Origin of the sequence: Pseudarthrobacter sp. GA104 (genome assembly GCF_009741265.1) — a bacterium.
In the GTDB taxonomy this organism is placed as follows: domain Bacteria; phylum Actinomycetota; class Actinomycetes; order Actinomycetales; family Micrococcaceae; genus Arthrobacter.
The window spans coordinates 1,617,391-1,635,750 of the sequence record NZ_WOWL01000001.1 but is presented as its reverse complement, the minus strand read 5'-3'; the positions used below and the strand labels follow the sequence as shown (position 1 = coordinate 1,635,750).

21 protein-coding genes are annotated in these 18,360 nt (G+C 66.5%); 11 read left to right on the top strand and 10 right to left on the bottom strand.

Going from position 1 to position 18,360, the window contains the following annotated elements:
• Positions 1 to 139 precede the first annotated feature (139 nt).
• The 5 genes from GK109_RS07330 (at position 140) to GK109_RS07310 (ending at position 5,298) form a co-directional block, all read left to right on the top strand.
• Positions 140 to 1,639 (top strand): CoA-acylating methylmalonate-semialdehyde dehydrogenase, encoded by a 1,500-nt coding sequence (locus GK109_RS07330; protein WP_157239418.1) that lies wholly within the window; start codon positions 140 to 142, stop codon positions 1,637 to 1,639.
• An 11-nt stretch (positions 1,640 to 1,650) separates the two neighbouring features.
• On the top strand, positions 1,651 to 2,778 hold the full coding sequence (locus GK109_RS07325; protein ID WP_157239416.1) for an enoyl-CoA hydratase/isomerase family protein: 1,128 nt from the start codon (positions 1,651 to 1,653) through the stop codon (positions 2,776 to 2,778).
• On the top strand, positions 2,771 to 3,796 hold the full coding sequence (mmsB, locus tag GK109_RS07320) for a 3-hydroxyisobutyrate dehydrogenase (RefSeq protein WP_157239414.1): 1,026 nt from the start codon (positions 2,771 to 2,773) through the stop codon (positions 3,794 to 3,796). Before GK109_RS07325 ends, mmsB begins: the two co-directional genes overlap by 8 nt.
• Complete coding sequence (locus tag GK109_RS07315) at positions 3,793 to 4,569, top strand: enoyl-CoA hydratase (RefSeq protein ID WP_321215221.1); 777 nt, start codon at positions 3,793 to 3,795, stop codon at positions 4,567 to 4,569. Before mmsB ends, GK109_RS07315 begins: the two co-directional genes overlap by 4 nt.
• Positions 4,570 to 4,644: 75 nt before the next feature.
• Positions 4,645 to 5,298, top strand: coding sequence for a DedA family protein (locus GK109_RS07310; RefSeq protein WP_157239413.1), 654 nt, complete (start codon positions 4,645 to 4,647; stop codon positions 5,296 to 5,298).
• 29 nt (positions 5,299 to 5,327) lie between these two features.
• Here GK109_RS07310 and GK109_RS07305 read toward each other — a convergent pair whose 3' ends face one another.
• Positions 5,328 to 5,834, bottom strand: coding sequence for a MarR family winged helix-turn-helix transcriptional regulator (locus GK109_RS07305; RefSeq protein ID WP_157239411.1), 507 nt, complete (start codon positions 5,832 to 5,834; stop codon positions 5,328 to 5,330).
• Positions 5,835 to 5,925: 91 nt separating this feature from the next.
• On the opposite strand from GK109_RS07305, the gene GK109_RS07300 reads away from it, so the two are divergent.
• Positions 5,926 to 7,116, top strand: coding sequence for an acyl-CoA dehydrogenase family protein (locus GK109_RS07300; RefSeq protein ID WP_157239409.1), 1,191 nt, complete (start codon positions 5,926 to 5,928; stop codon positions 7,114 to 7,116).
• Here the strand turns inward: GK109_RS07300 and GK109_RS07295 are convergent.
• The 5 genes from GK109_RS07295 to GK109_RS07275 form a co-directional block, all read right to left on the bottom strand.
• Positions 7,113 to 7,931 carry a TipAS antibiotic-recognition domain-containing protein gene (locus GK109_RS07295; RefSeq protein ID WP_157239407.1) on the bottom strand — a complete coding sequence of 273 codons (819 nt, stop codon included), beginning with the start codon at positions 7,929 to 7,931 and terminating at the stop codon, positions 7,113 to 7,115. The two genes, GK109_RS07300 and GK109_RS07295, sit on opposite strands and share 4 nt — an antisense overlap.
• Positions 7,932 to 7,964: 33 nt before the next feature.
• Positions 7,965 to 8,324 carry a hypothetical protein gene (locus GK109_RS07290; RefSeq protein ID WP_323057744.1) on the bottom strand — a complete coding sequence of 120 codons (360 nt, stop codon included), beginning with the start codon at positions 8,322 to 8,324 and terminating at the stop codon, positions 7,965 to 7,967.
• 149 nt (positions 8,325 to 8,473) lie between these two features.
• A complete protein-coding gene (locus GK109_RS07285; protein ID WP_013599688.1) occupies positions 8,474 to 8,677 on the bottom strand; it encodes a cold-shock protein in 204 nt (67 codons plus the stop codon).
• Positions 8,678 to 8,810: 133 nt separating this feature from the next.
• Entirely contained in the window at positions 8,811 to 9,437 is a 627-nt protein-coding gene (locus GK109_RS07280) for a response regulator transcription factor (protein WP_157239406.1), read from the bottom strand.
• On the bottom strand, positions 9,434 to 10,720 hold the full coding sequence (locus GK109_RS07275) for a sensor histidine kinase (protein ID WP_157239404.1): 1,287 nt from the start codon (positions 10,718 to 10,720) through the stop codon (positions 9,434 to 9,436). The genes GK109_RS07280 and GK109_RS07275 overlap by 4 nt, the downstream gene beginning before the upstream one ends.
• Positions 10,721 to 10,921: 201 nt before the next feature.
• Between GK109_RS07275 and GK109_RS07270 the strand changes: the two genes are divergently transcribed.
• Positions 10,922 to 11,488, top strand: coding sequence for a heme-binding protein (locus tag GK109_RS07270; protein ID WP_157239402.1), 567 nt, complete (start codon positions 10,922 to 10,924; stop codon positions 11,486 to 11,488).
• 15 nt (positions 11,489 to 11,503) lie between these two features.
• The gene (locus GK109_RS07265) at positions 11,504 to 12,193 is read left to right on the top strand and encodes an ankyrin repeat domain-containing protein (RefSeq protein ID WP_231754818.1); all 690 of its coding nucleotides are present in this window, start codon (positions 11,504 to 11,506) and stop codon (positions 12,191 to 12,193) included.
• Between the two features lie 4 nt (positions 12,194 to 12,197).
• Here the strand turns inward: GK109_RS07265 and GK109_RS07260 are convergent, their stop codons facing one another.
• The 3 genes from GK109_RS07260 to GK109_RS07250 are packed head-to-tail and all read right to left on the bottom strand — an operon-like array spanning position 12,198 to position 14,835.
• Positions 12,198 to 13,388 (bottom strand): acetyl-CoA acetyltransferase, encoded by a 1,191-nt coding sequence (locus tag GK109_RS07260; RefSeq protein ID WP_157239400.1) that lies wholly within the window; start codon positions 13,386 to 13,388, stop codon positions 12,198 to 12,200.
• On the bottom strand, positions 13,385 to 14,074 hold the full coding sequence (locus GK109_RS07255; RefSeq protein ID WP_157239398.1) for a CoA transferase subunit B: 690 nt from the start codon (positions 14,072 to 14,074) through the stop codon (positions 13,385 to 13,387). Before GK109_RS07255 ends, GK109_RS07260 begins: the two co-directional genes overlap by 4 nt.
• Positions 14,075 to 14,103: 29 nt before the next feature.
• A complete protein-coding gene (locus GK109_RS07250; protein ID WP_157239396.1) occupies positions 14,104 to 14,835 on the bottom strand; it encodes a CoA transferase subunit A in 732 nt (243 codons plus the stop codon).
• A gap of 178 nt (positions 14,836 to 15,013) precedes the next feature.
• Here GK109_RS07250 and GK109_RS07245 point away from each other — a divergent pair, with 178 nt between their 5' ends.
• On the top strand, positions 15,014 to 15,805 hold the full coding sequence (locus GK109_RS07245; RefSeq protein ID WP_157239394.1) for an IclR family transcriptional regulator: 792 nt from the start codon (positions 15,014 to 15,016) through the stop codon (positions 15,803 to 15,805).
• 99 nt (positions 15,806 to 15,904) lie between these two features.
• Here the strand turns inward: GK109_RS07245 and nadE are convergent, their stop codons facing one another.
• Positions 15,905 to 16,759, bottom strand: a complete 855-nt coding sequence (gene nadE, locus GK109_RS07240; RefSeq protein WP_157239392.1) for an ammonia-dependent NAD(+) synthetase — start codon at positions 16,757 to 16,759, stop codon at positions 15,905 to 15,907.
• A 74-nt stretch (positions 16,760 to 16,833) separates the two neighbouring features.
• On the opposite strand from nadE, the gene pyrE reads away from it, so the two are divergent.
• A complete protein-coding gene (pyrE, locus tag GK109_RS07235) occupies positions 16,834 to 17,418 on the top strand; it encodes an orotate phosphoribosyltransferase (protein WP_157239391.1) in 585 nt (194 codons plus the stop codon).
• A gap of 117 nt (positions 17,419 to 17,535) precedes the next feature.
• Positions 17,536 to 18,303: a GAF and ANTAR domain-containing protein gene (locus GK109_RS07230; RefSeq protein ID WP_157239389.1), complete on the top strand. Its 768-nt coding sequence runs from the start codon at positions 17,536 to 17,538 to the stop codon at positions 18,301 to 18,303.
• The last annotated feature ends 57 nt before the right edge of the window (positions 18,304 to 18,360 follow it).

The window sequence follows — 18,360 nt, the reverse complement described above, 5'->3', positions numbered from 1 at the left end:
CGGGCACCACTGTGCCGCACGACGGCGCAGACCGCCACCCTGCCACGGGGCCAGGGCAGCGCGTATGGAAATTAGTAGGAAGTCCGAGTATATTCGCAAACAGGAATGACCTGGATCACATGCGAAGGAGCCTGCAGTCATGGTCCGCGAACTGTCCCATTTTGTCGGCGGCCACCATGCTGCCGGCCTGTCAGGCCGATTTGGCGACGTCTTTGATCCATGCACCGGCGAGGTCCAGGCCCGGGTGCCGCTCGCCGGCCGGGACGAGGTGCAGAACGCAGTAGCTGTCGCGGAAAAGGCGCAGCTGGAGTGGGCGGCCATGAACCCGCAGCGGCGCGGCAGGATCATGCTGCGGTTCGTGGACCTGGTCAACCAGGACATCGATGGGCTCGCCCGGCTGCTCTCCTCCGAACATGGGAAGACCCTCGCCGATTCGAAAGGCGACATCCAGCGCGGCCTGGAGGTGGTGGAGTTCGCTGCCGGCGCGCCGCACTTGCTCAAGGGCGAGTTCTCCACCGATGCGGGCCCGGGGATTGACATCCACTCACTGCGCCAGCCCCTTGGCGTGGTGGCGGGCATCACGCCGTTCAACTTTCCCGCGATGATTCCGCTGTGGAAGTCCGGCCCCGCCCTGGCGGCCGGCAACGCCTTCATCCTGAAACCCTCCGAACGCGATCCCTCCGTGCCCCTCCGCCTGGCCGAGCTGTACGCCGAGGCGGGCGTTCCGGACGGGGTGTTCAATGTGGTGAACGGAGACAAGGAAGCAGTGGACGCCCTGCTCGAGGATCCCCGGGTAAAAGCCGTGGGGTTCGTGGGCTCCACCCCCGTGGCCCAGTACATCTACGCCACGGCTGCGGCCCACGGAAAGCGGGCGCAGTGCTTTGGCGGTGCCAAGAACCACATGGTGGTCATGCCTGATGCGGACCTGGACCAGGCGGCCGACGCCCTCATCGGAGCGGGATACGGCTCAGCCGGCGAGCGCTGCATGGCTGTTTCGGTGGCCGTGCCGGTAGGGGAGGAGACAGCCAACCGGTTGGTGGCCAGGCTCCAGGAACGGATCAAGGCGCTCAGGGTGGGCCCAAGCCTGGACAAGGACACGGACTTTGGCCCGGTGGTCACGGCTGCCGCCAAGGAGCGCATCGAGGGCTACATCCAGGCAGGGGTGGATGAAGGCGCCACGCTGCTGGCCGACGGCCGGGGCTTCAGCGTGCAGGGACATGAAGACGGCTTCTGGATAGGGCCCACCCTTTTCGACCACGTCAGCAAGGACATGGCGATCTACCGCAATGAGATCTTCGGTCCCGTCCTCAGCGTTGTCAGGGCGGCTGATTATGATGAAGCCCTGCGGCTGTGCACTGACAACGAGTTCGGCAACGGCGTCGCGATTTTCACCCGCGACGGTGACGCCGCCAGGGATTTCGCCACCCGGGTGGACGTGGGCATGGTGGGCGTCAATGTGCCCATCCCCGTGCCCATCGCGTATTACACGTTCGGTGGCTGGAAGGCGTCAGGATTCGGCGACCTCAACCAACACGGCGCGGACGCGTTCCGCTTCTACACCAAGACCAAGACGGTGACCACGCGGTGGCCGTCAGGAATACGCAACGGAGCCAGCTTCGTGATGCCGGAAGGAAGCTGATGGCGGCCAGCATGGCAAACAGCGCAGCAGACGGTGCCGGGAGCCCCTCCGGAGCTGCAGGCAGCAACGCCGAGGTGCTGTTCGAGCGCCGCGGCCGGCTGGGGGTGGTGACCCTCAACCGGCCCAAGGCGGTGAATGCGCTTACGGCGGGGATGGTTGGCGCGCTTTTGGAGCAGCTCACCCTGTGGGCGGACGACGACGGGGTTGCCACGGTCCTGGTGCAGGGCGCCGGCAGCCGTGGCCTCTGTGCCGGCGGCGACATCGTGGCAATCTACGAAGACATGCTGGCGGGCGGTGGCAGGACGGCGCATTTCTGGGAGACGGAGTATCAGGTCAATTCCCTCATTGCCCGGTATCCCAAGCCCTATGTGGCATTGATGGACGGGCTGGTGTTGGGCGGGGGCGTTGGAATTTCCGCGCACGGGTCCGTCCGGGTGGTCACCGAGCGCACCCGGACGGGGATGCCGGAAACCACCATCGGCTTTGCCCCCGACGTGGGCGGGACCTTCCTCCTGTCCCGCGCCCCCGGGGAAGCCGGGACCCATGCCGCCCTGACGGGCGCGCATCTGACCGCAGCGGACGCCCTGTTCCTTGGCCTGGCCAGCCACTTTGTCCCGTCCGAAAAGCTGCCTGCCCTGGTGGCGGCGCTGGAGGACGAGACGGCGGAGGCCGCCGTCGGGCGTTACCGGGTGGAAGCCCCGCCCTCCGTGCTGGAGGGGCAGCGGGACTGGATCGACAGCTGCTATGCCTCGGACGACGCCGAGGACATTGTGCGGCGCCTGCGCGGCTACCAAGGGGGCAAGAGCGCCGAAGCCCTTCAGGCCGCCGATACCATCGAGGCGAAGTCGCCCACGTCGGTCAAGGTCACGCTGGCCTCCCTGCGCAGGATTAGGGGCCGGACACTGGATGAGGCGCTGGCCCAGGAATACCGCGTGGGCCTCCGGTTCCTGTCTGCGCCGGACTTCCGGGAGGGCATCCGGGCGCAGGTGGTGGACAAGGACCGGAACCCCCGCTGGAAGCCGCCCACCCTGGCCGAGGTGGAACCGGGCCTGGTGGACCGCTTTTTCGAGCCGCTGGGCAGCAGGGAATTGGACCTTAATAGCGTGGACCTGCAGCTAAAGGAGCCTGACCATGCCTGAAAAGTACACTGTGGCGTTCCTGGGCCTCGGCCATATGGGCGGGCCCATGGCCGTGAACCTGGTGAAGGCCGGCTACCCCGTGACCGGCTTCGACGTTGTGCCGGCAGCCCTTGAAGCCGCCCAGGCCGCCGGCGTCCCCACTGCGGCGAGCGCGGAGGAAGCAGTATCCGGCGCGGATGTGGTCCTCACGATGTTCCCCAGCGGCCGGCATGTATTGGATGCCTACCGCGGCAACGCCGGAGAACGGGGGCTGCTGGCGGCGGCGAAGCCCGGAACCATGTTCCTGGACTGCTCCACAATCAATGTCAACGAGGCCCGCGAAGCGGCAGCCCTCGCTGTGGGCGCCGGCCACCGGTCAGTGGACGCTCCGGTCTCGGGCGGCGTGGTGGGCGCGGAGGCCGGCACCCTGACCTTCATGGTCGGCGGGGAGGACGAGGGCGTCGAGCACGTCCGTCCGCTGCTCGACGTCATGGGCAAGCGCGCGGTGCACTGCGGGGGGCACGGCGCGGGCCAGGCTGCCAAGATCTGCAACAACCTGATCCTCGGTGTTTCCATGATCGCCGTCAGCGAAGCTTTCGTCCTGGGGGAGAAGCTGGGCCTGAGCCACCAGGCGCTGTTTGATGTGGCGTCTGCAGCGTCCGGGCAGTGCTGGGCGCTCACCACCAACTGCCCGGTCCCCGGCCCCGTTCCCACGAGCCCTGCCAACCGCGACTACCAGCCCGGTTTTGCCGGAGCCCTCATGGCAAAGGACCTCAACCTCGCCCTCAACGCGCTCAAAAGCACCGGGGTGGCGGCGCGGATGGGCCCGCTCGCAGCAGAAATCTACGATACGTTTGCCGCGGGGGAGGGCGCCGGCAGGGACTTCTCGGGCATCATCACGGACATCCGCAACATGTCCGGGCGCCCGGACGGCGCGGAACCAGACAACTCAAGAACCAGTGCACTGCAGGACGCGTCAGGCGGTGCACCACCAAGCGCAGCACGCAGTGCCGCGCAGGACGACGGGAGCCCGGAGTGACGGAATACACGAACATCCTCGTGGAACAGCGGGGCCGGGTAGGGCTGGTGACGCTGAACCGGCCGCACGCGCTTAATGCCCTCAACAAGGACACCATGGAGGAACTCGTGTCCGCCGTGAGGATCATGGACGCAGATCCGGGCGTGGGAGCCGTGGTCATCACGGGTTCCGGCAAGGCCTTTGCTGCCGGGGCGGACATCAAGGAGATGGCGGACCAAAGCTACATCGATATGTATGCAGCCGACTGGTTCCGCGGCTGGGAGGATTTCACCAGGCTCCGCATTCCCACCATTGCCGCGGTCTCTGGATTCGCACTGGGGGGCGGATGCGAGCTGGCCATGATGTGCGACCTCATCATCGCCGGGGACAACGCCAAGTTCGGCCAGCCGGAGATCAACCTGGGCGTCCTGCCGGGCATGGGCGGTTCGCAGCGGCTGACCCGTGCGGTGGGCAAGGCCAAGGCAATGGACCTGATCCTTACGGGACGGTTCATTGGAGCGGAGGAGGCGGACCGCTGCGGCCTGGTGTCCCGGGTGGTGCCTGCCGAGGATGTCGTGGAGGAGGCCCTCAAGGCCGCTGATGTGATCGCGTCAAAGTCCAAGCCCGCGGCCATGGTGGCGAAGGAAGCCGTGAACGCCGCCTTCGAAACCGGGCTGGCCCAGGGTGTCCTGTTCGAGCGCAGGCTGTTCCACTCCCTCTTCGCCACAGAGGACCAGAAGGAAGGCATGGCGGCATTCAGCGAGAAGCGCCAGCCGGAGTTCAGGCACCGGTAAGGATAGGTCCCAGCCTGTTCACAGGTGCGTAAGGTAAACAAGGCAGGGCAACCTTGACCCGGATGGGGGAGTGGCATGTGGGCATTGGCGGGGGATGCAGGCGGCTCGACGGATAACCTCACCGGCCTGGTAGGCGTCGCCGCCCGCGCCATAGAGCAGCTTGGCGAGTGGGGCGTAGGTGCTTTTACCCTCGCCGAAACTGTGGTGCCGCCCATCCCCAGTGAGGTGATCCTGCCTCTGGCCGGCTACCTTGCCAAGCAGGGGTCCCTGAACCTGGTAATGGTGTTCTTGGCAAGCACGCTTGGGGCCTACCTCGGTGCCTTGTTCCTCTATTGGCTTGGCGCCAGGCTGGGCCTGGAGCGCTCCATCCGGGGGTTGTCCAGGCTTCCGTTGGTGGACCGTGAGGATTTTGAACACGCGGCAGGCTGGTTCCGCCGCCACGGCAGGTCATCGATCTTTTTCGGCAGGCTGCTCCCCGGCATCCGCAGCCTGATCTCGCTCCCGGCAGGGGCATCGCGCATGCCCATGGGCACCTTCAGCCTGTTCACCCTGGCCGGCAGCGGTCTGTGGAACGGGGCACTGATTGGCCTGGGGTACCTTCTGGGCACCCAGTACCAGCTCATCGAGCAGTACTCCAAGTTCCTGAACTACGCGGTCTACGCTGCCCTGGCGATTGCCGTGGCCGCCCTCGTGGTCCGGCGGTTCAAGCGGGAAAAGTATCGACGCTGACCAGGATTGCCCCTAGACCCGCATGATCCTCAATCCTCAAAATCGCCGGCGTTCCGGCGGAAGGCCCGGAGGATCCGGATCAAGTGCTCCACGTCGCCGGGTTCAAAGCCGGGGGCGCTGAACACCTCGGCGTTGAGGGCCGCCGTCGAACGCTTGGCCAGGGTGCGCCCCTCGGTGGTGAGTTCGATCAGCGTGGTCCGGCCGTCCGTGGGGTGCGGGAAGCGGGCCACCAGGCCGGCGCGTTCCAGCCTGTCCACTGCATTGGTGATGGACGTGGGATGGACCTGCAACAGGGCGCTCGCCTTGTTCATGGGAAGCGAACCCTTCCTGGCGAAGCTCAGCAGCGCCAGGAGTTCATAGCGGGCAAACGTGAGGCCGAACGGTTTGAGGATGGACTCGATCCTGGCCAGCAGGATCTGCTGGGTGCGCATGATGGCCGTTATGGCCGCCATCGGAGCGGCCACATCCCCCCAGCCGTGTTCTTCCCAGTTCCGCTGGGCTTCGGCAATGGGATCGCGGGAGAGCGGGGCAGGCATGGAACACCTTTCCTCGTGGTGATGCGGCTCACTTTTCCTGGCCTTGTGAATATACTAGGACATCCAACGGTTACGTGAGCGGAGGGGACTTATGCCAGTGCAGCCGCAAGGTCCCGCCGACGCGCTGCCTTTTCCTGACGCGGACCTGATGTACGTGGCGGACCTCCTGCCGCACCACGAACGCGAGAGGTTCCTCAGCGTCCGCGAATTCCTGCAGGCACGGGTGCGCCAACAGTCCATCCAGTATTGGAACCGCGAAGAGTTCCCCTTCGGCCTGCTGGCGGAACTGGGCAGGCATGGCCTCGGCGCGCTTCAGGTGGACGGCAGTTCGGTTCTTTTCAAGGGCCTCATGTACGTGGAAATGGCCCGGGCGGATGTGTCCCTCTCGGCGCTGGCCGGGATCCACAATGAACTGATCGTGGGCACCCTCAACGAGTTGGGCTCCCAGGAGCAGAAGCACCGCTGGCTGCCGGGACTGGAAGCCTTTACCAGCCTGGGGGCCTTTGCCCTGACGGAACCTGGCCATGGTTCCGACATCTCCGGAGGGCTGGAGACGTCCGCCAGGCTGGACGGCGATGGATGGATCCTGAACGGCGCCAAGCGCTGGATCGGTGCAGGAACCATCGCAGACTTTGCCCTGGTGTGGGCCCGGGACATGGCAGACCGGCAGGTCAAGGCCTTCATTGTGGAGACGGACCGGCCCGGCTATGCAGCCACCAAGATCTGCAACAAGATAGGCCTGCGGATCATGCAGAACGCAGACATCACCCTGCGCGACGTCCGCATCCCGGCTTCCAACCTGCTGCCCGGGGCCACCGACTTCGCCAAGGCGAACGACCTGCTCCGGGACTCCCGCGCCTGGGTGGGCTGGCAGGCCGCCGGAATCCAGCTTGCCGCGTTCGACGTTGCGCGGGCCTACTCGCTGAGCCGCCGGCAGTTCGGCCGGGAGCTGGCGCGGTTCCAGCTGGTCCAGCAACAGCTCGCTGACATCCTGGGCAATGCCACCGCCTCGCTGGCGCTTATGGTGCAGTTGGCCCGCATCCAGGAGGAGGGGAAGCTGGAGATGGCGCAGGCCGCCATGGCGAAGGCCACCACCACCAGGCTTGCCCGGGCATCGGTGGCCATGGGACGGTCCTTGCTGGGCGGCAACGGAATCAGTGCCGACTATGAGATGGGCAAGCTCTTCGGTGACGCTGAAATCCTCTACACCTACGAGGGCAGCTACGAGATCAATTCCCTCATTGTGGGGCGTGCCGTCACCGGGAAGTCGGCCTTCGTCTAGCGGGCCCCTCCTGTTGGCGGGGCCGGGTCCTGGAGGTTCCTGTCGGCGTACACCAGCAGTGCGTCACGAACAAACGCCGCCCCTTCTTCACCCCCGTAATTGGCGGCGAACCTGGCATCGGCCACGTACATTTCCGCCAGTCCGGTCACGTACCCCTTGAGGTCCCCGCCTTGCCCGGCTGCGGGTGTCCCGGGAATGGCTGACAGCCATTCGACCTGCCGCCGGGCCAAGTCCTGGGCCTCAGCGCCATCCGGGGCGGCCCCTGAACCTGCCGCGGCGATCCAGTCGCTGCCGAGCTTTTCAGCAGCGGACTTCCACTCCTGTTTCCCCGCTGCATCCATGCCCCGCCACCAGGCATCGCTCTTTGCGTAGGCATCCTTGCCCCAGCGCTCCTCCACCTCGTCCTTGTACTGTGTGTGGTCAAAGCCGTCGAACATCTTTTCCGCCACCATCCCGCCTCCTCTTTTAATCGTTTCGATTGTTTGCCGGACGGACGCCATCTGCCGCGAAAGCCGATCCTGTTCCTGGCCCAGCCACTCCAGGTGGTGGCTGAGCGCTTCGACCGCGTCTGTCTGCCGGCGGAAGACTTCGGCAATGGCCGGCAGGCCCAGCCCAAGCTCCCGCAGGAGGAGGATCCGCTGCAGTTGCAGGAGGGCGGCGGCGTCGTAGTACCGGTAGCCGTTGCTGCCCACGCGGCTGGGCTTCAGCAGCCCGATGTCGCCGTAATGGCGCAGCGTACGGCTGGTGGTTCCGGCCATCCTGGCGATGTCCTGGATGGCCCAGTCCGTGCCGGCCTTACCTTCCGCTGCATCCATGCTTCGAGCGTAGGGGTTGACGCTGCGTCAAGGTCAAGCAGGTTGTTCGGGAAAACCATGGCCGCGCGGACGGTGCCGGGCTGACCGGTTCCGGGCCTGCGCCACAAGCCTCCTGAACGCGAAAATGAAGACTGCCTCGATGGCGAGCATCAGTCCCACGAGCAGCCATTGCCCGCGGGCGGCGAAAAAGATGCATCCGGTCAGGGCCAGGATGGTCCCCAGCGCGAGGGTGTAGACGGCAAATCCGATGGCGACGCGTGCGCTGCGCACGCCGGTGCGGAAACCGAAGCCGAGGGGTTCCCCGCCGGGGTGCCCGGGAACGCGGTCAGGCACGGCCGGTCCCAGCCTGTCGAACTCCTCCCAGGGATCCTGGCCCTGGTCCTGTCCCGTCACCCTCCAATTGTCCCAAACCCCAGCCGGAATCGGGGGAGAAGCGACGGGGCTGACGTGGGGGAGCAAAACAGCGGCCCCTCCAGCATGATGCTGAAGGGGCCGCTGCCTGGTACAGGGTTTCCCCGGCAGAGCCGGAGGTCACCTAAGCCTTAGAGCGGGCGGATGTTCTCTGCCTGCGGGCCCTTGGGGCCCTGGGTCACATCGAATTCAACCTTCTGGTTCTCATCGAGTGAACGGTATCCGCTGCTGGCGATTGCCGAGTAGTGGGCGAAAACGTCAGCGGACCCGTCATCGGGGGCAATGAAGCCAAAACCCTTTTCGGCGTTGAACCATTTAACTGTGCCTGTTGCCATGGCTGCATTCCTTCGTGTGACTCTGATTCTCTCCCCGGGCAATAAGCCCGAAGTGCGCGGAGAACGTCCCCCGCAGTCCCCAACGTACGGGGCGGAAGCCGCGCTTGCAAGGGTTGGGCAACATTTGGCGAGGTCAACGCATGCCTTCGCGTCGGATGGCGGTGGCAATTGCGGCCGCTCTGGTGTCCACCCCGAGCTTGGCGTAGATGTGGGCCAGGTGCGTCTTCACCGTGGCTTCCGAGATAAAAAGGCGCCGGCCGAGTTCGCGGTTGCTCAGTCCCTCCGTGAGGAGGCTCAGCAGTTCGGCCTCCCGGGGAGTGAGGATTTCCTCCGGATTGCGCAGTTGCTGGAACAGCCGCGACGCCACTGGCGGGCTCATGACGCTCTTGCCCTGGACCGCTCCCCGGATGGCAGCGAAGATTTCCTCCGGAGCTGCATCCTTCAGCAGGTATCCCATGGCGCCGGCATCGACTGCCCGCACAATATCCGCGTCGGAGTCGTACGTGGTGAACACGAGGATCGCCTGGCCCCTGTTGCGTTGGCGGATCTTCCTGATGGCCTCGATCCCGTCCATGCCGGAGCCCATGGCGAGGTCCATGACCACCACGGCAGGGGAGTGCTCCTGCACCCGCTCCACCGCTTCTTCCCCGGATGCTGCCTCTCCGATCACCTGCAGGTCGGGCTGCGTCCCCAGGAGGGCCCGCAGCCCGCTCCTCACCACCAGGTGGTCGTCCACCAGCAGGACGGTGATCGTGCTCATGCCGGGGCCCCTGCAGTGTCCGCAGTGCCCTGTCCGGCGGAGGGCAAAGGCAACTGGGCGGCCACGATGGTCCCTTCCCCGGGCGCGCTTTGCACCGAAAGAACGCCGCCCAGCTGCTCCACCCGTTGCCGCATGGCCCGCAGCCCATAACCGCCGGCGTCCGACGGCGGTGCTGCCGCCGCCGGGTCGAAGCCTGCGCCGTCGTCGTAAATGTCCAGGGTAACCGCCTCGGGAAGGAAGCCGAGGGTCACGGCGGCTGCGCCCGCGGAGGCGTGCAGCCGGATGTTGGAGGCGGCGCTCTGCACTACCCGCAGCAGCGCGTGGCGGACCTCCGGGGAAACAGGACGTGGCTCCCCGGTGACCAGGAGCCTGGCCTCCGGAACATATTGCCGTGCCGCGAGGAGCAGGGCTTCGGGCAGCGGAGACCCGTCCAGGCCCGGGGACGCGAGCTCGTGCACCAGGCTGCGGGTCTCGGACAGGTTGCCCCGCAGCAGCACAGTGGCTTCGCGGAGATCCCGCCGCGCCGCGTCACTTGGCCAGGCCCGCCCTGCGGCCTCGAGCAGGAGCAGGCTGCTGGCCAACCCCTGGGTAACGGTGTCGTGGATTTCCCGGGAGACCCGTTCCCGCTCGGCGATGGTGCCCGCGCGCCGCTCGCTCGCCGCCAGCTGTTCCTGGGCCAGTGAAACCTCGGCGTGAAGGCGGCGCTGCTCCTCGGCGTCGTGCTGGATCCGGTCATAGATGAGCGTCAGCATGGCGCCCACGGCCAGCGGGCCGAGGAGCATGGCCAGGTCCGTGCCGCCGCTCATCCGGAACAGGCCGGCAGCGGTGGCAGCGGCCGTGATTCCAGCCGCGGCGTACGCTGCGGCGCCGGACAGGGCGTAGCGGCTGAGGAAGAAGAGCGCAAACGAGCACCAGGCAAAGCTCGGAGCTGCAACCACCAGGACTGCCCAGACTGCCACCAGGGCGAACATCCATGGAGCCCCGGGGTGCCCGCGCCGGGCCAGCACGGCCACGACGGCGTACAACAGGCAGGCGACGGCGGCCAGTCCGAGGACCATCAGGTTGTCCGCCGGGCTGTGCCGCATCACGTAGCGGACCAGCGACGCCACCAGCAGCACCGCGAAACCAAGATGAACGGCCAAGCCGATGCCGGCCAGGGACGCCAGGCCCGGCAGGCCGCCTGCGGACGGTACAGCGGACGGGGTGCTGGACCGGACCAGGGAGGGTGGTTGGCTCTCTGCGGAGGCCTCGGCCGGGGATGGAACGGACGCTCGGGTGGGCATGGGGATTCCGGTTCGGGATGGAAGGAACGGTATCCACCATGTTATTGCCCGGGTCCCTGCGGCGTCTCTCCGCCTTTTGGCTGATACGGCTGGCTTTATGGAGCAGCGGTAAGCAGCCGAAGGCCCGATGGCAGGAGGCATCCGGGGCGGAAGGATGGAAAACGTACCCGCTTCAAGCGATGGCCGACCAAAGGAAACACCATGAAAAAGTCCACAAAAGTAGTCGCCGCGGCAGCCGCCGGCGCCCTTGCCCTGACCGCCGGGGTGACGGCTGCCGCGAATGCGGGCGCCGGGCCTGCCCCCTCGGCCGTCCCGGCCGTTGACATCCAGCCTGTGCCCGCCAACGTGGTGCAGCAGAACCGCATTTCGGTGGGCGCCTCGGCCAAGGCTGTCCAGGCCGCGCTGGCTAAGTGCCAGGCGGACAATCTGCCGTTCGTGACTGTAGCGGTGGTGGACCGCTTCGGGACCGTACAGGCACTCCTGCGGGGCGACAATGCGGCCGAACACACGATTGAGGCCGCCCGGGAGAAGGCCTACACGGCGGCAGCTTTCGGGACCCCCACCAGCGAGCTCGCCAAGCGGATCAACGGAACGGGCCCCAGCATCGCGGACCTTCCGGGCACGCTCTTCCTGGCCGGCGGCCTCCCGCTGAAGGTTAACGGTGTTTCGGTGGCCGGCATCGGCGTCGGCGGCGCTCCGGACGGTGCCCTGGATGAAGCCTGTGCTGCAGCCGGCGCTGATGCCATCGCTGCTGCTGCCGGCCAGTAGGCTGGGCGGCGCGGAATGATGCCGGTTTTGAGGTCCGGGGCGCTTGGCCTGGTCCTTTCCCTGGCCTTGTCCATGACGGCGTGCCAGGCGGGGCCGAAGGAGGCCCGGCCGCCGCAGGCTGCTCCGGCGTCGTCCCCTGAAAGCACGAAAGGGGGGCCTCCTGCAACGGCGCCCGCCGCGCCTCCCCCGCCGGCCCTGTCCGCCGGGGAACAGGCGCAACTCGACCAGGACCTCGTCACTGCTGCCAAGGCCAACGACGTCCCGTTGGTCAGGGAGCTGATTCGCCGCGGCGGGAACGTCAATGCCAAGGACGCCCTCCAGGACTCGGCTTTCCTGTACGCGGGGGCCGAAGGATTCAACGAGGTGCTCGGATTGACGCTGGCGGCCGGAGCCGATGTCGCCAGCACCAACCGATACGGCGGCACCGCACTGATCCCGGCCAGCGAGCACGGCCACGTGGACACTGTCCGGATCCTGATCGACGCCGGCGTGCCTGTCAACCACGTCAACAACCTGGGCTGGACCGCCATGCAGGAGGCCATCCTGCTGAACAGCGGTGGTCCCCGCCAGCAGGAGGTGGTCAGGCTTCTCCTTGCAGCCGGCGCCGACCCGGAAATCCGCGATCCGGAGGGCAGGACCGCCCTCCAGAATGCCGAACGCCTGGGCTTTACGGAGATCGCCAACCTGCTCCGTCACCGCGGCTAGGAGTTTAGGCGGCCTCGAGCACGCTGACGTAGTTGGCGATGCCCACGCCGCCCATGTTCTGGACGGCAGCCCGGCGGGGGGCCGCGAGCTGCATGTCGCCCGCGGTCCCCGTGAGCTGCATGGCGGCGATGACGTGCTGGGAGACGCCGGTTGCGCCCACGGGGTGGCCCTTCGCCTTGAGGCCGCCAGAGACGTTGACGGGCAGCTTGCCGTCCCTGTACACCCAGCCTTCTTCGATGGCGCGGGCGCCCTGGCCGGGCTCCGTCAGGCCCATGGCCTCGTACATCAGCAGTTCGGCGATGGTGAAGCAGTCATGGACTTCGGCGAAGTCCAGGTCCGCCAGCCCGACGCCGGCCATCGCCAGCGCGCGCTGCCACGAGGCGCGGGTGGCCTCGAAGGCCACGGGGTCACGGCGGGCCGCGGGGAAGAAATCGTTCGCGTGGCCAAAGCCTGCGAGCCGCACGGGCGCAGTGGCACCGCCGGTTGCGGAGGTTGACAGCACGACGGCGGCGGCACCGTCCGAGACGGGGGAACAGTCCGTGCGGCGCAGGGGATCGGCCACCATGGGGTTCTTGTCCGAGACGGTGCGGCAGAAGTCCTCGCCGAGGTCCTTGCGGAGCTGGGCATAGGGATTGTCCACGCCGTTGCGGTGGTTCTTGGCGGCGATACTGCCCAGGACGTCGCCCAGTTTCCCGTCGCCGTACCGCTTCCCGTAGTGCTTGGCCACCTCGGCGAAGAGCCCGGTGAATCCAGTGGTGGACGCCTTGCCGGCCATGTCATAGTCGGCGCCCAGCAGACCCGCCCCCACAACTTCGGCGCCCGCGTGGGTCATCTTCTCCGCGCCGATCACCAGCACGGTCTTGGCCGTGCCCGCCAGCAGCGACTTGGTGCCCTGCTGGAAGGCAGCGGAACCAGAGGCGCAGGCGTTCTCCACACGCGTGGCGGCGACGTTCGCCAAGTCGGGGGAGACCTGCAGCGCCAGCGACGACGGGAACGCCAGCGGCATCATGCCGGAGTTGAATTGCCCGAGGTAAATCTCGTCGATCTGGCCGGGCTCGATGCCGGCATTGCTGATGGCCTCGGCGGACACCTGGACGATCAGGGATTCCAGGGTCTCGTCCGTCAGTTTGCCGAATCGGCTGTGGCCCCAGCCCGTGAGCAGGACATCCTTGCCGAACTGTTCCTTGAGGCTCATGCTGAAGCTCCTTCCAGGGCTGCTTCTTCCAATGCGACAGCGAACTCCGCTTCCGTCTTTTCGCGGATCTCCTCCACGGTGACCCCCGGCGCGAGGCGGGTCAGCGTGAGCTGCCGGCCGCCTCCTGGTGCCTGCCCGTTCTTCACAAGGTCAAACACTGCGAGGTCGCTGATGATCCGGTCCACCACGCCGAGGCCGGTCAGTGGAAGAGTGCACTCCCGCACGATCTTGGCCGAACCGTCTTTGGCGTTGTGTTCGGTGAGGACCACCACCCGCGGCGTACCGGCCACCAGGTCCATGGCCCCGCCCATGCCCTTGACCATCTTGCCGGGGATGGTCCAGTTGGCGAGGTCGCCGCTGCCGGAAACCTGCATGGCGCCGAGGATGGCGACCTTCACGTGGCCGCCGCGGATCATGCCGAAGGAGGTGGCGGAATCGAAAATGCTCCCGCCTGGCAATACGGTGACAGTCTGCTTGCCCGCATTGATGAGGTCGGCGTCCTCTTCGCCCTCGTACGGGAACGGTCCCATGCCCAGCAGCCCGTTTTCGCTCTGCAGCACCACCCGCACGCCCTCGGGCAGGTTGTTGGCCACCAGCGTGGGGATGCCGATGCCCAGGTTGACGTAGTCGCCGTCGTTCAGTTCCTCGGCTGCGATGGCAGCCATTTCATCCCTGGTCCAAGCCATGATGGTGTACTCCTCGGTGGGTTCGGTTTTCAGACGGCCAGTGGTTCGGCATCAACGGACATGACGCGCGGCCGGACGGTCCGCTGCTCGATGTCCTTGATCCTGCTGCTGGCCTGGACAAGCCGCTGGACGTACACGCCGGGCGTGACGATGTGGTTGGGGTCCAGTGCGCCTGGTTCGACGATGACTTCCGCCTCCGCGATGGTCAGCAGCCCTGCCGTTGCAATGACGGGGTTGAAGTTGCGGGCGGTGTAGCGGTACGTGAGGTTACCGTCCGTGTCCGCGGTGTGCGCGTGGACAAGCGCGACGTCGGCCCGGATGGCCCGCTCCTGGACGTACGTTTCGCCGTCGAACACCTCGTGCGGCTTGCCTTCGGCAACCAGGGTTCCCACGCCGGTCCTGGTGTAGAAAGCAGGGATGCCGGCGCCGCCTGCCCGCAGGCGCTCGGCCAGGGTTCCCTGCGGCGTGAACTCAACCTCAAGCCGTCCGGCCAGGTACTGCTCCGCAAAGAGCTTGTTTTCGCCCACATAGCTTGCGATGACCTTGCGGACCTGGCCGGCCTCGATCAGGATGCCCAGGCCCTTGCCGTCCACACCCATGTTGTTCGAGACCACCGTCAGGTCCTTCACCCCGGAATCGCGCACCGCTTCAATCAGGTCTGCGGGTATGCCGCTGAGGCCGAATCCGCCCACAGCCAGGGTTATGCCGTCCCGCAGGCCCCCTTCCAGTGCGGCGGCGGCAGTTGGCTGGAGTTTGGTCATGGCGTCTCCTCATTGAGTGTCCTGCAGTCATCCACTTTGTGGACAGTAGGTCTGGAAAGGGACAGTACGGGGAGTCTTTGGGGGTGTCAAGGCGGTCGCAGGATGCCGAAACTAGCCCGTTCTATAGTGTGGACGGTACGCTGATCACTATCCACATTATGGACATCGAAGGAGTGAAATGAGCCAAATTCCCGTGCAGGGAGCCCAAGTGGTAAGCCGCATCGCCGGATTGCTGCGGCTGGTCGGTCGCAGCGCGGAGGGGATGTCCCTGGCCGCGCTGGTGCAGGAATCAGGCCTCACGAGGCCCACGGTCCACCGGCTCCTCTCCTCCCTGGCTTCCGAGGGGCTGCTCGACCACGATGCCGGAAGCGGCAACTGGGTTTTAGGGCCCGAGATCCTCCTGATGGGATCAGTGGCGTCGGCTAGGTTTCCGCTGGAGGACATCGCCAGGCCCAGCCTCCGCCGGCTTGCCGAAGCCACCGGCGAGAGTGCGTTCTTCTCCATCCGGCGTGGTTCCGAAACGGTGTGCCTGCTGCGTGAGGAAGGCAGCTTTCCGGTCCGGTCCTTCGTGCTGCACGAGGGCGTGCGGTTCCCCCTCGGCGTGGCCTCCGCGGGCACAGCAATCATGGCCTTCCTGCCCGAGGCGGAGCAGGAGGAGCTGTTCAGCCACTGGGTGGAACACGCCGGCAGTTTCGCCGCCGCCCACACGGAGGAACTGGTCCGGGCCAACCTTGCCCGGACCCGGCTGGAGGGCTACTCGGTGAATCCCGGGCTGGTCCTGGAAGGCAGCTGGGGCATGGGCGCGGCGGTGTTCGATCAGGCCGGCCGGCCCGCCTGGGCCCTCTCACTCACCGGAATCGAGCCGCGGTTCAAGCCCGACCGGCAGGAAGAACTGGGCGGCCTGCTGATGGCGGAGGCCCACCGGATCACGCAGCAGTTGGGCGGCGAGAAGGCCCGCCTGCCCCGCTGAGTCCCTCCTGCCTTCCAGGGCAAGGCACGACGGCGCACCGACCCTCTCGGTGCGGCGCGCCGTCGTGCCTCCCCTGATGGTGGGGGAGGCTGCGGCGGGCTACAGCCCGGCCCGCGGCTCCTCCGGACCCTCGCTCTTCCACCAGGTGTCAAAGATGGTCACGGGGACCGTGCGCTTGTGCCGGGTGCGCAGGTACTTTTCTTCAATCGACTTGGCCACGGACTCGGGAACATCCCGGCCTTCCAGGTAGTCGTCGATCTGGTCATAGCTCAGGCCCAGCTCGTCCTCATCGGTGCGGCCCGGCCTGTCGTCCAGCAGGTCCGCGGTGGGCACCTTTTCCCATACTCGGGCCGGGGCGCCGAGCTCGGCCAGCAGGGCACGGTTCTGCCGCTTGTTCAGGCCGAACAGCGGCAGGATGTCCGCGCCGCCGTCGCCGTACTTGGTGAAGAAGCCCGTTACGGACTCGGCGCCGTGGTCCGTGCCAATGACCAGGTAATTGTGTTCTCCGGCCAGGGCGTACTGGGCGATCATGCGGGTCCGCGCCTTGGTGTTGCCCTTGTGGAAGTCGGAAATTTCCGTTCCAACGGTTTTTTCGAACTCGTCCTCGAAGCCGTCAACCGCCGCGGAGATGTTGAACGTCCACTCCGTCTTGGGCTTGATGAAGTCGAGGGCAGCCTGGGCGTCTTCCTCGTCATGCTGGACGCCGTAGGGCAGGCGAACCGCCACGAAGTTGGCTTCCACCCCCTCGGCCTCTAGCTCCTCGACGGCCAGCTGGGCCAGCTTGCCCGCCAGGGAAGAGTCCAGCCCCCCGGAAATGCCCAGAACGAAGCCCTTGGTATGGGTGGCCTTCAGGTAATGCTTCAGGAACGTGACGCGCTTGCGTACCTCCCCGGCAGGATCGATCCGGGGCTGTACGCCCATTTCTTTGATGATGCTGGCCTGGAGTTCGCGCATGGGGACCAGCCTAGCCAGCAGTGTCAACAACGCTCAAGCATCCACACCGGGCCGCCCCCACTAAACTGGAGTCCATGACTTCCCCCAGTGACACTGCAGTGGATACTGCAGCCGCCCGCGCCCGACTGCTGGAACTGATCAAGGAACTCGCCGTGGTCCGCGGCAAGGTGATCCTCTCCAGCGGAGCCGAGGCTGACTACTACATCGACCTGCGCCGCATCACGCTGCACCACGAGGCCTCCAAGCTGGTTGGCCAGGTGATGCTGGCCCTGGCGGACGACGCCGGGATCGACTTTGAGTGCGCCGGCGGACTCACCATGGGCGCGGACCCGGTGGGTACCGCGGTCATGCACGCTGCAGCGGACGCAGGTCGGACCGTCGACGCGTTTGTGGTCCGCAAGGCGCAGAAGTCCTATGGCATGGGCCGGCAGGTGGAGGGCCCGTCGGTTGAAGGGCGGAAAGTGCTGGTCCTGGAGGACACATCCACTACCGGCGGCTCGGCCCTGACGGCCGTGGAGGGCGTCCGGAAGGCTGGCGGCAACGTGGTGGCTGTGGCCGTCATCGTGGACCGTGATACGGGCGCCAAGGAAAAGATCGAAGCGGAAACCGGTGTGCCTTACCTGTTCGCCTTCGGCAAGGATGAGCTGGGGCTTTCCTAGCCTTTCCCGTTACGTTCGCCTCGCGGGCCGGCCTTGGGCCGCCCGCGGTGTGGACCGGGCCGTGGGGCTGCTCTATCATTTGCGGTAACCCTCTATCCCGTACGGAGAACGTGCACCATGCTCCCCCCTGAACAGCCTTTGAGCACCACCGACCAGGTCCAGAACCTGATCCTGGAGAGTGCCGACTTCGAGGACTTCCTCAACGAGCTCGCCCGCTTTTCCGCGCACCAAATGGCCGGCGACGGCGACGACGCGCTCTGCGGCATCACGCTGCTCCGCGACCGCAAGGCTGCCACCATCGGCTGGAGCAGCGATTCGGCCCGGGAAGTGGACCAGATCCAGTATTCGCTCTCGCAGGGACCGTGCCTCACCGCCGCCCAGGAGGAGCGCGAAGTCCACGTTCCGGACCTGTTCGAGGAGAACCGCTGGGGCCCTGACTACGCAACAGCCGTGGCCTCCCACGGCCTCCGGTCCGTGCTGTCCCTGCCTTTCAACCTGCAGGGGGAAGCGAAGGCGGCCCTGAACCTGTACTCCGATGCCCCGCACAAGTTCGATGAGCGTGCCACTGCCAGGGCGCGTGAATTCACCCGGGAGATCTCCCAGGCGCTGCGGCTGGCCGTACGCTTCTCGCTTCACACCGACAGCGCGGCAAACCTCCGGGCCACCCTGGAGTCCCGCACCATCATCGACATCGCGATCGGCATTGTGATGGCCCAGAACAGGTGCAGCCAGGAGGCTGCAGTCGCCATCCTGACAGAGGCGTCCAGCAACACGAACACCAAGCTGAGGGACATTGCCAAGTCCTTGGTTGATTCGGTTGGCGGTGCCGGCACCCGGACCCACTTCCAGGAACCGGGGAAAGTCCAGGCGGACCAGAGCGCATAGCAGGCTCCCTTCCTTGTTACTGACGGGTTGTGCGGGGCTTCGGGGGAGGTTACGCTT

Bases quoted from the DNA above. Each gene is read 5' to 3' on its own strand.
- GK109_RS07310 (WP_157239413.1), top strand. From the start codon at position 4,645: ATGTGGGCATTGGCGGGGGATGCAGGCGGCTCGACGGATAACCTCACC.
- GK109_RS07300 (WP_157239409.1), top strand. From the start codon at position 5,926: ATGCCAGTGCAGCCGCAAGGTCCCGCCGACGCGCTGCCTTTTCCTGAC.
- GK109_RS07255 (WP_157239398.1), bottom strand. From the start codon at position 14,074: ATGGCTTGGACCAGGGATGAAATGGCTGCCATCGCAGCCGAGGAACTG.
- GK109_RS07325 (WP_157239416.1), top strand. From the start codon at position 1,651: ATGGCAAACAGCGCAGCAGACGGTGCCGGGAGCCCCTCCGGAGCTGCA.
- GK109_RS07245 (WP_157239394.1), top strand. From the start codon at position 15,014: ATGAGCCAAATTCCCGTGCAGGGAGCCCAAGTGGTAAGCCGCATCGCC.
- GK109_RS07280 (WP_157239406.1), bottom strand. From the start codon at position 9,437: ATGAGCACGATCACCGTCCTGCTGGTGGACGACCACCTGGTGGTGAGG.
- GK109_RS07285 (WP_013599688.1), bottom strand. From the start codon at position 8,677: ATGGCAACAGGCACAGTTAAATGGTTCAACGCCGAAAAGGGTTTTGGC.
- GK109_RS07250 (WP_157239396.1), bottom strand. From the start codon at position 14,835: ATGACCAAACTCCAGCCAACTGCCGCCGCCGCACTGGAAGGGGGCCTG.
- GK109_RS07305 (WP_157239411.1), bottom strand. From the start codon at position 5,834: ATGCCTGCCCCGCTCTCCCGCGATCCCATTGCCGAAGCCCAGCGGAAC.
- pyrE (WP_157239391.1), top strand. From the start codon at position 16,834: ATGACTTCCCCCAGTGACACTGCAGTGGATACTGCAGCCGCCCGCGCC.
- GK109_RS07230 (WP_157239389.1), top strand. From the start codon at position 17,536: ATGCTCCCCCCTGAACAGCCTTTGAGCACCACCGACCAGGTCCAGAAC.
- GK109_RS07330 (WP_157239418.1), top strand. From the start codon at position 140: ATGGTCCGCGAACTGTCCCATTTTGTCGGCGGCCACCATGCTGCCGGC.
- GK109_RS07270 (WP_157239402.1), top strand. From the start codon at position 10,922: ATGAAAAAGTCCACAAAAGTAGTCGCCGCGGCAGCCGCCGGCGCCCTT.
- GK109_RS07295 (WP_157239407.1), bottom strand. From the start codon at position 7,931: ATGGATGCAGCGGAAGGTAAGGCCGGCACGGACTGGGCCATCCAGGAC.
- nadE (WP_157239392.1), bottom strand. From the start codon at position 16,759: ATGCGCGAACTCCAGGCCAGCATCATCAAAGAAATGGGCGTACAGCCC.
- GK109_RS07265 (WP_231754818.1), top strand. From the start codon at position 11,504: ATGATGCCGGTTTTGAGGTCCGGGGCGCTTGGCCTGGTCCTTTCCCTG.
- GK109_RS07260 (WP_157239400.1), bottom strand. From the start codon at position 13,388: ATGAGCCTCAAGGAACAGTTCGGCAAGGATGTCCTGCTCACGGGCTGG.
- GK109_RS07275 (WP_157239404.1), bottom strand. From the start codon at position 10,720: ATGCCCACCCGAGCGTCCGTTCCATCCCCGGCCGAGGCCTCCGCAGAG.
- mmsB (WP_157239414.1), top strand. From the start codon at position 2,771: ATGCCTGAAAAGTACACTGTGGCGTTCCTGGGCCTCGGCCATATGGGC.